This is a genomic window from Paenibacillus sp. FSL R5-0744, assembly GCF_037972555.1.
Lineage (GTDB): Bacteria > Bacillota > Bacilli > Paenibacillales > Paenibacillaceae > Paenibacillus_AQ.
Genome location: NZ_CP150228.1, coordinates 946,546 through 961,101, shown reverse-complemented (window position 1 = coordinate 961,101; position 14,556 = coordinate 946,546). Strand labels below are relative to the sequence as shown.

The 14,556-nt window shown below is 43.8% G+C and carries 10 protein-coding genes; 7 read left to right on the top strand and 3 right to left on the bottom strand.

The genetic code is table 11. The features are described from left to right. Nucleotides 1-18: 18 nt before the first annotated feature. Nucleotides 19-2,070, bottom strand: a complete 2,052-nt coding sequence (locus MKY19_RS04260) for a beta-galactosidase (protein ID WP_339800625.1) — start codon at nucleotides 2,068-2,070, stop codon at nucleotides 19-21. 170 nt (nucleotides 2,071-2,240) lie between these two features. On the opposite strand from MKY19_RS04260, the gene MKY19_RS04255 reads away from it, so the two are divergent. Then, complete coding sequence (locus MKY19_RS04255; RefSeq protein ID WP_052404156.1) at nucleotides 2,241-3,074, top strand: AraC family transcriptional regulator; 834 nt, start codon at nucleotides 2,241-2,243, stop codon at nucleotides 3,072-3,074. A gap of 70 nt (nucleotides 3,075-3,144) precedes the next feature. On the opposite strand, the gene MKY19_RS04250 is transcribed toward MKY19_RS04255, so the two are convergent. Both MKY19_RS04250 and MKY19_RS04245 read right to left on the bottom strand, forming a co-directional pair. Further along, a complete protein-coding gene (locus MKY19_RS04250) occupies nucleotides 3,145-4,122 on the bottom strand; it encodes an alpha/beta hydrolase (RefSeq protein ID WP_331281438.1) in 978 nt (325 codons plus the stop codon). 214 nt (nucleotides 4,123-4,336) lie between these two features. After that, nucleotides 4,337-6,889, bottom strand: coding sequence for a glycoside hydrolase family 2 protein (locus MKY19_RS04245; protein WP_339800622.1), 2,553 nt, complete (start codon nucleotides 6,887-6,889; stop codon nucleotides 4,337-4,339). Nucleotides 6,890-7,209: 320 nt separating this feature from the next. On the opposite strand from MKY19_RS04245, the gene MKY19_RS04240 reads away from it, so the two are divergent. The 6 genes from MKY19_RS04240 to MKY19_RS04215 all read left to right on the top strand — a co-directional run bounded on the left by MKY19_RS04240 (nucleotide 7,210) and on the right by MKY19_RS04215 (nucleotide 14,534). Then, the gene (locus MKY19_RS04240) at nucleotides 7,210-8,562 is read left to right on the top strand and encodes an extracellular solute-binding protein (protein ID WP_339800619.1); all 1,353 of its coding nucleotides are present in this window, start codon (nucleotides 7,210-7,212) and stop codon (nucleotides 8,560-8,562) included. Nucleotides 8,563-8,669: 107 nt separating this feature from the next. Next, nucleotides 8,670-9,563, top strand: a complete 894-nt coding sequence (locus tag MKY19_RS04235; protein ID WP_339800616.1) for a sugar ABC transporter permease — start codon at nucleotides 8,670-8,672, stop codon at nucleotides 9,561-9,563. 2 nt (nucleotides 9,564-9,565) lie between these two features. Beyond that, on the top strand, nucleotides 9,566-10,399 hold the full coding sequence (locus MKY19_RS04230; RefSeq protein WP_042185023.1) for a carbohydrate ABC transporter permease: 834 nt from the start codon (nucleotides 9,566-9,568) through the stop codon (nucleotides 10,397-10,399). 30 nt (nucleotides 10,400-10,429) lie between these two features. Further along, nucleotides 10,430-12,283 (top strand): sensor histidine kinase, encoded by a 1,854-nt coding sequence (locus tag MKY19_RS04225; RefSeq protein ID WP_339800612.1) that lies wholly within the window; start codon nucleotides 10,430-10,432, stop codon nucleotides 12,281-12,283. After that, on the top strand, nucleotides 12,284-13,783 hold the full coding sequence (locus tag MKY19_RS04220) for a response regulator (protein WP_339800609.1): 1,500 nt from the start codon (nucleotides 12,284-12,286) through the stop codon (nucleotides 13,781-13,783). 13 nt (nucleotides 13,784-13,796) lie between these two features. After that, a complete protein-coding gene (locus MKY19_RS04215; protein WP_339800606.1) occupies nucleotides 13,797-14,534 on the top strand; it encodes a fused MFS/spermidine synthase in 738 nt (245 codons plus the stop codon). The last annotated feature ends 22 nt before the right edge of the window (nucleotides 14,535-14,556 follow it).

Here is a 14,556-nt window from a genome sequence, read left to right as displayed (position 1 = left end):
CATTATTTATTCATAGCGTTAATATAATATCAATACACCAAAGCCTTCCATAGTAACCTCACCCGATAACGTTGTCCCGCTCAGTAAATCCATTTTGGTCTCATGAAGATGGATCGCGACAGGAGCTTCACTATAATTAAGCAAAAAAGTATAACTGGAAGAAGTCCCGTTACGAACTTGCAGCTCTACATCTTCAGGGAGCACCAGCCAATCTACTGGCGACTGCAGGCTGACTTGATCTATGATTATGGACGCTGCTTGTTCATTAAAGACTGCTCCGTAATACCAAACCTCGCCTTTGCCGCGACGATTTCTTGTAACCGCCGGTTTTCCCGCATAATAGTCCGAGGCATAGACCGCCATGACTTCGACCGAATCATCCTCAATCTGGAGAATATCATTAAAATCATCTGCCCCAGTAACCCCTTCTGCCGCACCCGACCAGCTAATCGTCGTTGGCTGACGACTACCTTTAACCATTGTGAATTCTTCGACTGTGATCCCGCATAGATCTCTAGCAGCACCTGGGAAAGGACGCATATAACATTGGCCGCGTTCATCCTTATAGCCGGTTCTGCATCCGAAGATCAGTTTTCCACCTTGCTGAACGTATTCATCCAGAAGCGACGCTGTCTCATCTGTCATAATTGCCGGGTGAGGATAGATAAGCACATCGTACCGTGCGAGCTCTTCCAGCGTCGTCTTTTTGCGTAAATAGAGTACGTCATTCGGGATATGCTTCTGCTGGAGTGCCTTGTACCACTCCTTATTGCTCTTCCACATAAATGGACCATGCCACACATCATACTCTCCATCCCACTCATTAGCATAATCACGAACAATAGCAACGTTAGCCTGATTACGGGTGCCGATAAGTGCTTGCCCTGCCCCCGCCAGCTCTTGACCAATCTGTCCCGCTTCCCGTACTCTTCGGTTCGGCTGGTTATGGTAGTCGTTAATGCCATGCCAATAAATTTCATTGCCCATCGTGGCTGTCCGCCAGCGGAAATACAGCACCATATCTGCGCCATGAGCGATCGATTGATAGGTCCATAACCGCATCTGCCCCGGCTTCGGAGATGGCATATCCATCCGGTTCACCCAGCCACCCGGTCCCGACTGCTGCTCCATAATACAGAAATTAGGGGAAATAGAACGGACAACAGATAATGAAAGTCCCCAGCCTCTGTCATTCAGCGGATTCCGCTCATTCGGATCATAAAAAATAGTCGAGAACTGCGGATAGGAATCATAGCTGAAGAAATCCAGTAATTCATCCGTCAATTCATGGCTGTCGAGATGCCCGAACAGACCGTTCGTTGTCACCCACTGCTTAGGGGCAAGTTTACGGATGATGTCCGCTTGGTTTTCGGCAAAAGAAATCGTATTATCCGATATAAACCGCTTTTCATCCAAAGCCTGATGGGGATTGGGCTGCTTGGGTGACGGGGTAGGACGCGGAAGATACACCTGAGACCAATCACTATAACTCTGATTCCAAAAAACAGCCCCCCAAGCCTCGTTTAGCCGCTCAAGCGTGACATATTTCTGCTGCAGCCATTCCCGGAAAGCCTTATGGTCACTCTCTGAATAAAATTCACTGATCTCGCAGTTGAGCTCGTTATCAATTTGCCAACCGACCACACCTGGATAATTGCCATAATGTACAGCCATCTGTTCCGTAATCCGAGCACACAGCTCACGGTATTTGGGGCTACTGTAATTATAATGACGGCGCATGCCATGCTGAAGGGTAACACCTTCATACGTCACGTTTAATACTTCTGGATACTTATGGGTCAGCCAAGCTGGAGGTGTTGCCGTCGGCGTACCGAGCACAACCTGAAGACCATGTTTATGAGCTAAATCAATCGCCCGATCAAAGAGCCCGAACTGAAATTCACCCTGGACTGGTTCAAAAATAGACCAAGCAAACTCCCCGATCCGAATGATTGTAAAGCCTAGTTCTCGCATCCGGCGATAATCGTCCTCCCACATACTTTCCGGCCAGTGTTCCGGATAATAACAGACGCCAAGCTCGAATTTTTCTGTTGCGACAGGTTTCTTCATGATTACCTCCAAAGTATTAAAAATATGCTTTCAATATTTTATAATTCTATTGTAGTATCAGTGTTAATAAGGCATATATAACAAAATATTGCGATCGTATCACAATCTTGCGTTAATTACTTCAATCCAACTAGCGCTCTGTAGCGCGATAGAAATGGGTGCCACATAACATGAAGAAACAATGGTATTTGCCGACACCGGCTTTTTCAAAATATGTCTGTTATCCTGAATTTCTGGGACATTACAGTCACTTTCCACAGCATACCGAGAGAAGAAGTGAGGGGTTTCTGGGAAGCTATAACCTGCATTTAATTTTTGGTGGGGAGGGTTATGTATTCCATGAGGGCGAACGTATTCCGATGAGCAGAGGACGAGGGTTTCTTTACCCTAAAGGGGCTTATCAGCAGTACGGCTCAGACCCTGGGGAGCCTTGGGATGTTCGTTGGGTTCATTTTAGCACTGAAATTGTACTCCCCTTATTAGAAGAAGTGGACCAGTCTCGTGCATACCTGTTCACTTTTGACTTGGAGGCCAAGCTGGACGAGCTGTTCGAGGAAATGTACTTGCTGAGCGCTTCCTATGTAACACGCAGTGAGCCAAGGCTATCCGCGCTTCTGTATGAGCTTCTAGTGAAATTGCTACAGAATTCCGAACCGCTTCACGGCTCAGTACCGCACGAGGTCAGGCAGTCTATCCGCAGTGCCGCAGATATCATTCATGTCGAATGTGCACGACCTTGGTCACTGGAGTCGATGGCAAGACTAACCGGGTATAGCAGCTATCATTTTCTACGGCTGTTCCGAATGGTTATGGGCAAAACACCAAACCGTTATTTAACGGATTGTCGACTGGCCAGAGCCAAGCTTCTACTGGTTTCTACTGGACTCTCCATTGCTCAGGTTGCGACTCAGTCCGGTTTTGCCCAGTCCAGCTATTTCATTAAAGTATTCAGATCGTTCGAGGGGATGTCTCCCGTAAAGTACCGTCAGGCTTTTGGATCATAATTCCTTAAACGAGAAAAAACCGAACGACAATCAGAGAAAACCCTGAAGTTCATTCGGCTCAAACAGTCATTTACTTAGCTTCTTCCATAAATACTCTGAAGTTTTCTACGATCTCTTTTGCTTTAGTACGATATAAATAATGTCCTTCTTCAAATGTCAGCACTTTTCCATGTACAGAGTCTTTTACTTGCTTTTCATGCTCTGGTATCCATCTATCCGTTGCTGGTTGATTCGCTTGCACAAAGAAAATTACAGGAAGATTTTTGGGGAAGGTTAAACTTTCAGCTGTTTTAAAATTAGAATACATACTTCCGGCTTCATTTAATTGGGTTGGATTAAATATGTTTTTGCGATTGATCAGTCTCATTTGTTCTTTTGTTTTATCATCAAATGGTAGTTCAGCAATTGGGTCAGCACTAAATTTCATTTGCAATCTGATTAAACCTGATTTTTTGAGCAGATTTATAGTTCTTAATTCCGAAGCTTCGATCTTCCTCTCGCTTATCGATGGAACACTACTATCAAGCCCGACAAATGCACTCACTTCATTTTCATACTTGTTAACATAATCTAGTCCATATATGCCTGAAATAGAGTGGCCCATTAGAATATAACGGTCAATATTAAGAGCCTGTAAAGCTTCATGAATTTCACTTACAATATTCTCCGTGCTGCGCTCCTTTTTGGTCAGATCACTTAATCCATACCCAAAAGGCTCAATCATGACAACTTTGTAAAACGGCGACAGTTCATCTATTAATGCTTTAAAATCAAGAGCTGGCGCTGCTGTGCCATAACCCGGTAGTAGCACGACTGTTTCTTCACCTTTTCCTTGAATATAAACATTCATGTTTTTCCCATCTACGGGTACTAACTGACCATAGGGTTCTATTTTATTTTGTTCCGATTTATTGCTGATCAAATTAACTGTATATACGATGGCGAGAAAAAGCACGATTGCGATGATTATTGCTCCTACTACTTTAAGTAGTATGTTTAGTATTTTACTTGTTCTCGTGCCCACCTTTGTTGTTATTCCCTCTTTTATTTTCACTCGTATCTTCTCCTGTCATCCTCTGTGTATTGGACTGCCCTATCCGACTACTAAGGTAAGAATAACCAATGAAGATGTACTCCCCATGACGTTAACATGAACGGGGTATGAATAGGAAAAACAACATTTATACCAGCACACAAAAAACAAGCCAAGAGCCGAGCTCATGGCTTGTTTCCTTTAGAAATAAATTATCTCTTCTTAAGATTTACAGTAAATCTTCGCTCACAAAATCAACCATCGATTGAACCTTCAATCCCTTAGGAGCGCCTGGAATCCAGTCCCTTCCATCGTTCCCGCGTTCCGAGAACGTTATCGTCTTGGGCTGGCCTGGGAGAAGATCAAAGTAATTGTCAGAGAATATTCCTTCATCTTCTGAGGTCAGGTATACGCCTCTAGCTAATACATCGCTTGTCACAGTGAAGCTTAGACCTCCGCTATCTGGAGTTTCCATTATGTTAATTACTGAACGCTGCAACCGAATTTCTTTTTCCGGGATAAAATAGTGCACCTTACGATCTATCATCTCGCCATTAGCCTGCAAGCTGATCTCAAGCAATACATCGTTCGATCCATGACCTTCTATTAGTTCCGCCACTGGAGACGAGAATACGATAGCCGCAGAATCAGCTCCCAGCTCAACGGGATGTGTCCACTCTCGCAGTGTCGAACCGTTAAACTGATACAATTTAAGCCCCAAATCAGCGGTGACTGCTGTTCTTAAATCAGATACGACATGAACGTCAATCCGTTCACGGTCTGTACCGTCAATAGACAACAGAACATCTTGAAAGCTTGAGCGCACGGTATATTGCAATGCTTTCCAGCGTCCGTTGTAATCCATCCCCGCCCAAGAGGCGACCGGCCAGCAATCATTCATTTGCCAGTATAAAGTGCCCATACAGTAAGGTTTATTTCTTCTGTGACTTTCAATCGCGATTCGAATCGCTTCGGCCTGCAGAATTTGACTCATATACAGAAATGCTTTAAAATCCTTCGGCTGCGGCAGATACATATCCATGTATTCCTTGATCAGCAGATTTCCGCGTCCATTCTTCTGATGCGCCAGCATCACCTCTGAGGTAAGCTCCAAATCCTGCTCTTCAGCATAGCTCATTACGGTCTTTAGTTCCGGGAACGACTGGAATCCGTATTCACTCATAAAGCGGCCAACCTTGGTATTATAATTCTCAAAAGGCTCAATCCCGTGCCACACGCCCCAGTAATGCACATCCCCATCGCCCACAATCCGCGTCGTGTGTTGATTCATATCTCCAGTCAAATTCCGCATCGGTGAAGACGGCCAATAGTCCACACCTGGATGGAACGCGGCTACAGCCTCCGGTAGAATCCGGTGGAATATTTCCTCATAATCAGCCCACATTGTAGCTCTTTGCTCCGCGCTGAGTTTTTCTTTCCAGCCCCAGCCCATATTTTCCTCGAACTGTGACCAGGCCGAATCAATCTCGTTATTGCCACACCATAGGGTGATGCAGGGATGATTGCGCAATCTTTTGACGTTATACTCAGCTTCTTTCTTCACATTCGCAAGAAACGCTTCATCCCCCGGATACATGCTGCAAGCGAACATGAAGTCCTGCCAGACCAACAGCCCGTATTCATCACAGAGCTTGTAAAATATATCCTCTTCATAAAAACCGCCGCCCCACACTCGCAGCATATTCATGTTTGATTCTGCGGCCGTGGCAATTTCATGCCGATACCGCTCTTCGGTAACTTCTGTGATGAAGCTGTCATTCGGAATATGATTGGCACCTTTGGCGAAGACCGACACACCATTCAGTACAAAAGAAAATGAAGTCCCTTTCGCATCATGCTCCCGAATCAATTGAATGCTCCGGAGTCCAGTTCTTACGCTTTTGCTAACTTCAACTTCCTTACCTTTCACCAAATCCGCTTGGAATGTATATAAATGAGGCTCGCCCAGCCCTCTACACCACCAGAGCTGCGGCTGATCTACCACGATATCCATCTCTATTTGTTGCTTGCCACTCTTTAAGGAAACCGCTTGCATCGACTCTAGACCATCAGCACTCATTCGCAGCATTCCCTGCCATGCCGCAGGAGCATCTACTTCAATAATTGCGGTTAATTGAGCCTCTTCCTTTGTGATCACATTTTGGCGGATATAGAGATCTATGATTTGAACTGAATCACGTCCCTTAAGGGCCGCCTTACGCCATATTCCACTGGTCAAGAAACGCGGACCCCAATCCCAGCCGTAATGATAAGGTGCTTTGCGGGCAAAGACACTAATCCGCTGTTCCTCTAGTCCCCCAAGCTCGGATTGATCATTCGGTGCAGGTAACGCATACCCCAGCTTCTCTAGCTTAGGTAGATCCTCTTTAACTACAGAGCGGAATCTCACTAGTATATGGTTTTCACCAATCTTCAACTGATCTTTAACATCCACTCTCCACGCCAAAAACATATTGTCTGCAGCGAGCACATGTACATTATTCACATACACGTCAGCATATGTATCAAGACCTTCAAAAATCAGTTCTGTGCAAGTAAGCTCCAACCACTCTTCACCAAGCTGCAAAGTGGTTTGATATTCCCAATCCTTCTTATCAATCCATTGTAGGTTATGTTCATTTGTTCCATAGAAGGGATCTTCAATCTTTCCGTTCTTCAGTAAATCCGTATGGACCGTGCCTGGCACAGTAGCCGGAAGCCACTCCTCGTCACCACAGCTTCTAAATTCCCACTTCGCAAGATTCATCTCTAGATGTTTCATAATATCCTCCTAATTGCTAAAAGTTTTGTAGAGCATATGCTTCTCCAAGTGACTTCGTACAAAACTCACTTCGAAAGCGTCTGCTTAAGTTTTGTAAGCCTATTCATCTTTCAAAATAACATACCTCTTCTAGCATTTCATTGAATCCACTTGTTATTCTTGGTATTTTGTTATCCATTCGTTAGGTATACACTAATTATAATCGTTCAAACAAAACAAATAAAGACAATAAATAATAATACAATACATTTCTAAACGCTTTATTTAAAGCTATAATGTTCATGTAAACGCTAACAAAATAATGAAAAGGGGATTAAGGTATGAGAAATAAGTTATTTTCGTTATCTTTTGTTATGGTTATGATTTTATCATCAACGCTGGCTGGCTGCGGCTCGAACAATGGCAACAGCACCAATAACGGGGCTTCTGCAACCGATAAGCCCGCAGCGACTAACACAGAGACTACCGGCGGTGACACAACAAGCAACGCAACAGCCGAACCTGCAGCAGGAGCTGACATTAGCGGCAAAATCACCTTCCTGACTAACAGAACAGACATGATTGGCAAAGAATACGATGAATATTTAAAGCGCTTTAATGAAAAATACCCGAACGTTAAAGTCGAATTCGAGGCTTCCCAGACCGACTATAATCAACAGGCTAAAGTCAGAATGGCCAGCGGCGAGCTTCCTGACGTTATGTTCATTCCTACCATTCCTAACTCCGACCTACCGAAATACTTCGCTTCACTGGATGATCTCGGCCTGAACGATCAAATCACCTTTAAAGACTTCAAATCCTTTGATGGCAAGCTGTACGGAATTACCACAGGGAACTCTACATCCGGGATTGTTTATAACAAAAAAGCATTTACGGATGCTGGCATCACAGAAACCCCTAAGACTTGGGATGAATTCCTGGCTGCCTGCGAAAAGCTGAAAGCAAAAGGTGTCATTCCACTGTCCTCTAACTTCAAAGATAAATGGCCACTGGGTACATGGGCTTATGATACTCCGCGCCTAATTGCAGGCAACCCCGACTTCCCTAATGAGAAGCTGAACTCTGAAACACCATTTACCATGGACAACGGCTATGGTAAAGCCTTTAGCCTGCTCAAGGAGCTCAACGAAAAAGGGTATCTGGAAAAAGACATCAACTCCACCAACTGGGAGCAATCGAAAAAAGACATCGCTTCTGGTAAGTTCGCCATGTACTATCTCGGCAACTGGGTCATTAACCAAGTTATTGGAGTAGGAGCTCCTTCAGACGATGTTGGCTTCTTCCCGTTCCCTTATGACAATTCAGGTAAACCATCCGCTACTCTTAGCCCTGACTTCTTCTATGCTGTTGCTAAAAACAGCAAAAATTTAGAAGCTGCCAAAGCTTTCGTAAAATGGATGATTGAGGATTCCGGCTATGAGGACTTCGCGGGCTTTATCTCCCCACTAAAAGGAAAAGAATCTAATCTGGCTCAGCTAAAAGAATTCCAAGCTACCGGAGTAGAGTTAGTAGAAGGAACTGTTGACGATGCGAAGGTTACAGAAATCGGCAACAAGGCACAATTAGATCTCCCTGCTGTTGTACAGGAATTTGTGCTTGCCAAAGATCCGCAAACTGTATTAGACAAATGGAATAAAGCCTGGACTAAAGCTAAGAAAGATCTCGGCTATTAATACAAACTTTTGACCAGAAGTACAACACGGTGCAAAATGGATTATCGCCCTTACGGATAGTCCATTTTGCCTTTCCATACCAAGCTTTTATGAAAGAAGGGCTAGCGATGTTCGGAACACTTTCCTATAACAAACAAAAAATGATAATCATTATATCATTCCTTACGATCCCATTGTTGCTCCTTGCGACATTCACGTATTATCCAGCGCTTAAGCTGATCTATTACAGTTTCACCAATTGGGATGGCTATAGCCCTGAGAAACCATGGGTCGGACTTGCTAATTACCGCGAGGTCTTCTCTAATCCTGATATTTTCAAAGTATTTACACACAACTTTGCTTACTTCGCTATGGGAATTGTTCAGAACATAGTCGCCATTTATTTTGCGGTTGTTCTGAATAGTAAGCTCAAAGGGAAAAACGCATTCCGAATCTTACTTTTCCTTCCTTACATCATGAACGGAGTTGCTGTTGCTTTTATGTTTGGTTATGTCTTTGATACTACTAACGGATCTCTGAATATGTTCCTGAATAGCATCGGTCTAACCGGACTAGGACAGACCAGCTGGCTTGGAACAGAAGGACTGGTCAACTATTCTCTGGCATCCACAGGATTTTGGCGTTTCATGGGTTATAACATGGTCATCTACATCGCCTCCTTGCAGGCCATACCAAACGATATCTATGAGGCTTCAAAGATTGATGGTGCTGGACCTTTCCAAACCCTTTGGAGAATTACTTTACCGAATATGAAGCCAGTCATTCAGCTTAACTTATTTCTTACCGTCACAGGAGCACTGGAAGTCTTTGATCTCCCGTTCGTATTGACCAAGGGTGGTCCTGCAGGCGCCAGCGAAACTTATGTACAGAAAGTTGTAGACACTGCATTTGCTTACAACAACTATGGTCTCGCTTCTGCCATGAGTATTATCTTGCTCTTCTTTGTCGTCATCGTACTATTAGTACAGCAACTAGTTCTTAGCCGGGGAGGAGACAAATAGACATGACAAACTCCAAATTCCGCTTTACAGATGTTATTAAATACTTCTCGCTAATCATCGGCGTATTTGTCGTGCTTTTCCCTCCTTATGTAGTTATCGTAAATGCCTTCAAATCGACTGATGAATTTAACAGTAGCAGCTCCATGGCACTGCCAAAAAGCTTTTTTAATTTCGATAATTTCATTGCGGTGTTCCAGCGTGGAGGTTTACTTAACGGATTTGGTAACGTATTAATTATTATAGCTATTACTTTAATTCTGAACATTCTATTTGGAACTATGGTAGCATTTGTACTGGGACGCTTCTCTTTTAAATTAAAACCTGTTGTCTTTGGTGCTTATCTAATAGCCACTATCATTCCTAGCATCACGACGCAAGTAGCCACTTTTGGTATCATCAAAAGCATGGGGCTTTATAATACACTCGGCGCCCCTATCGTGCTATATATCGGAGCAGATGTGATTCAAATTATTCTTTATTTGCAATTTATCCGTAACATTCCCGTGGATCTAGATGAGAACGCGATGGTAGAAGGTGCATCTCTTTTTAAAATCTATCGCTCGATTATTTTTCCATTATTGACGCCGGCTACGGCTACTTTGATTATCTTGAAGACGATTAGTATCTATAATGACATGTACATCCCTTATCTATATATGCCAAAACAAAGCCTGGGCGTAGTTACGACGATCCTGATGCGTTTTCAAGGGGTCAATTCGGGCGAATGGAATTTGATCTGTGCGGCCATTCTGCTTATCCTGCTCCCCACAATAATTCTATATTTCTTCCTACAACGTTATATCTTTGAAGGCGTAACCAGCGGCGCAGTTAAATAAGGCAGTTCACTTTAAGAAAGGATAACGCAAATGGTATCATTCATCCGGCTAGCCTTACGAAAAATGTGGTTGTTCCTTGCCAATCTTCCGATGGAGCGAAAACTGATCGTCGTATTTGTCTTTCTGATCTCGCTTCCAATCACTTATGTTAGTTATTTGTCCTCCCGCTCCATGTTCAATTCTGTTCTAGTGAATGCAACGGAAGGCGCGAACCAAATGACATCGAATGCCTCTGATACCATTGACCGTTATGTTGCCGATCTAAAAAGATACACAGCGCTACCGCTATATAACACCGATGTACAATTCTACCTAACTCAGCAAAATACCGACTGGGATAAAAGTACTGGCATGGCGATGTTCCTGAGCTACTTGAAGCATACGAAGGAAGAGATCATCGCCGTGTACATGGTGGATCAGTACGGTTCTGTTTTTTATGATAGAGTCCCCGGGATCCACGAGTTGTATCCTGAAGAACGACTAGCCGAATGGAGAACCTTAAGTGAAGAAGCTGGGGCCGCTCCTGTCATTCAAGGCAGACATACGATTCGTATAAACTCCAATGTCCACAGAGAGGTTTTCAGTGTACTTCGCACCATTAATTCTGTAAGCACGCTAGATAATATAGGAATTCTCGTATTTGATGTAGACATCAACTTGTTTAAGGGGATCATTGATCCCGTAAACGCAGTTACACAAGGCAACACACTAATTGTAGATAATAACGGAGAATTGATCTATGACGGTGAAGACGCCTCAAATTCGATGCAAACCGGTGAGGGGCAAAGTCTGAACACGCAGCTTTTGCTGCAGCATGTGAATCAGCAACAGGATCATTTTCAAATAGAAATGAATGGCCAGTCTTATCTTGCAGTGTATACCGTCTCGAAACAGACAGGTTGGACGACTATGGTTACGATTCCTTTGGCCCGGATCCTGTCACCTGTACAGAAGAATCGCAATGCTCTTATATTAACTACACTGATCATTATTGCTTTTGCACTTTGTGTTGCGACGTTCATCTCACATGCGCTGACCAAACCCCTTAAATCTTTAGTCCGTCTAATGAAACGGGTACAGCACGGTAATCTAGATGTCTGGCAGCACTCCAAATATAATGATGAGATTGGAATGCTTGGCAGTCATTTTAATCGGATGATCATAAGGGTCAAGGATCTGCTGCAGGAAGTATCCCTCACCGAGAAGCGTAAGCAGAAGGCTGATATGAGGGCACTTCAGAATCAGATCAATCCCCATTTTATTTATAATACGCTGGAGTCTATCCGTATGCTGGCAGAGAGCAACGATGACCCCCGTGTAGCGAAACTCACCTATTTGCTTGGACTTCAGATGCGTTACAGTATTGTCCGAAGCGAAGAAGCCGTTACGATCAGACAAGAGCTGGATCATGTACGAAATTATTATCATCTGCTACAAATCCGGTTTCCAGATAAGTTCAATCTACACATTGATGTGCCAGAGAAATTTCTACATCTTCCTGTAATCAAGCTTGTCTTCCAACCCATTGTGGAGAACGCAGTTTTTCATGGCTTAGATCAAAAAGTAGGTCTCGGCACCTTAAGCATCACCGCATGGAGTGAGCATGGAAATGTCGTATTCTGTGTAGAAGATGATGGCATCGGTATGGATGCAGCTACCCTTCGTTCCTTAAATAATAGTCTGCAAAATGGGACTGAAAGTGAAATGTTTGGTATTGGCCTACGAAATGTGAATGAGAGAATCCGTCTGCATTACGGTAGCTCATTCGGGCTCCTTGTAGAGAGTAAGCTCGGAGTGGGTACTCGTGTTACGCTGCGCATTGAGGACATTACCTTCACTACTCATAGTGAAGATGATATGAATTACGGAGAGGAGATGCTCTGATTGCTGCATATTGCAATTGTTGACGATGAAATCCTGATCCGCGAAGGTCTGGCCCGAATGATCAGCAAAGAAAACACTGAATTTCTGGTCATCGGCACCTACTCCGATGGGAAACATCTACTTGACGAGTTACCTTCACTTCAACTTGATGTTGTGATTACTGATATTCGTATGCCGCAAATTAACGGCTTGGAATTAATTAAACAATTAAAAGCCAGTCACCCACAAATCCGCTCCATTCTAATGAGTGGATTTGTTGAATTTAATTATGCCAGAGAAGCCATACGCAGCTCTGCAGTAGACTATTTATTAAAGCCAATCGATAAGGAGCAATTATTCGAGCTGCTTTATCAATTAGAGGAAGAGCAGCAGTTCTCTCGTGACAAGGAGGTACGTCACCGTTCTGGTCTCTTACTGACCCTTCTTCAAGGCGACGAGCCCCCTTCACCCTTGCTTTTGTCGAGCCTTACTTTGCCCCAGCCTTATTTCTCAGTCTTTGTGTTCAAAGGAAGATCAAGAGAACCCGTCTGTTTTTGTGTAGACAGTCTGCGGCAAGTGATGGCATTTAGTATCGACAGCTTAGAGATTCAAAATGGACTGCATGTCTGTATCCTGTATTCTACAAAGCAACTCTCAGACAGCGATAGGAATGAAATCGGCGACAGAATCCGTATCTCTGCCAATGGTATGATACTGCATGTAGGTACTAGCAGTTCCTATAATGATACCGCCAAGCTTAGACAAGCATATCTAGATGCTAAGTTAGCCTGCAGCGTCGGCATCTATAATCCTGACCGACTGCACTATGCAAATATTCAGAACATTCAGCAGTCTGAGATAAATATCCTTGAGCCTTTTAATGCGATCAAGGAACCATTAATCCATGATCTGCAGATCCTGAATATGGAGGGTGCTTTAGAACGCGTGCATAACTTATTCTCAGTGCTGAAATCACAACAAGCTGTGCCCGATCAAATTCTCCGTGTCTGTCGATGGGTTATTGAATCTGCGCAGAAAGAATTGCAAGAATTTGAGGCCCTCTACAAAGGTGCACCCTATCATGGGCTGGATGAAAGCATCGCGTCCAGTATGAGCTTCAGTGAAATCGAGCGTAGTTTTACCAACCATTTCTCAAGCATTCTATTTGAGATCAGAGCCCATCGCCTAGAGATGTCCGGTACAGCTGTAGAAACCATAAAGCGCTGGATATCAGCCAACTATAATCAACATGCGGATCTGAACACCTTAGCGAATATGGTTTTTTTGACACCAAGCTATTTAAGTAAGCTGTTCAAACAAGAGACTGGACTTACATTAACGGACTACATCACGGAAATCCGGCTACGTAAAGCCAAGCATCTGCTTAAGAATGCCCCTGACCTAAAGATTCACGAGATTGGAGCAGAAGTTGGATATGGTGATCCTGCCTATTTCAATAAGCTTTTTAAACGTGTAGTCGGCGTTACACCCAATGAATATAAACGAATTTCTATCGTATAAGGAGTTTGATCACTTGCAATCACAGATTCACACGAGCAGCGATAATCATGAAATCACCGTCTATGACACCACAGATCTATACGGTGAACAAGGTGCGTTCCGCGTCATGCAGTTTTCCAATCAGGCCATTCAAGGTGCGATGGATCTCAATCACCCAGAACGAGTTGTGTTTGAATATCCGCGAGCCATCATTCACTTGATGGAATGCAATGCTCCCTCTTTCGAGGATGCCTTTCTTATAGGTCATGGGATTGGAACGATTGCTGGGCATTTTATAGACAAAAGATTTAAAGTAGCTGAGCTAGACAGTGAAGTAGTCGAATTAAGCCGCCGCTATTTTGGATACAACCAAGATAACGTAGTGATCGGGGACGGACGTCAGATCCTTGAAGGTGAAGAACCACAGAACTATGATTACATCATCTTGGATGCTTTCACCGCCGCGGGCACGCCGAGGCACTTAATCTCCAGTGAATTTTTCAGCATCGTGTATTCAAAACTGAATGCCGAAGGGTATCTACTAATGAATCTAATGGGAAAAGGTGAAAATGACCCACATATTAACGCGATTCACACCACGCTCGCGGAAGAATTCACCTATATCAAATCCTTTTCACTGCCTTCAGATGGGGCTGCGGATATCAAAAACATCATTATTATAGGTGGATTTAAGCCGATCCGCTTTCAAGCTCGCCACATGGCAGGCTTTAAAGAAATCCAGCTTGGGCAAGGATATCTTATTCGGGATTAAAGTTATGCAAATAAAAATGACC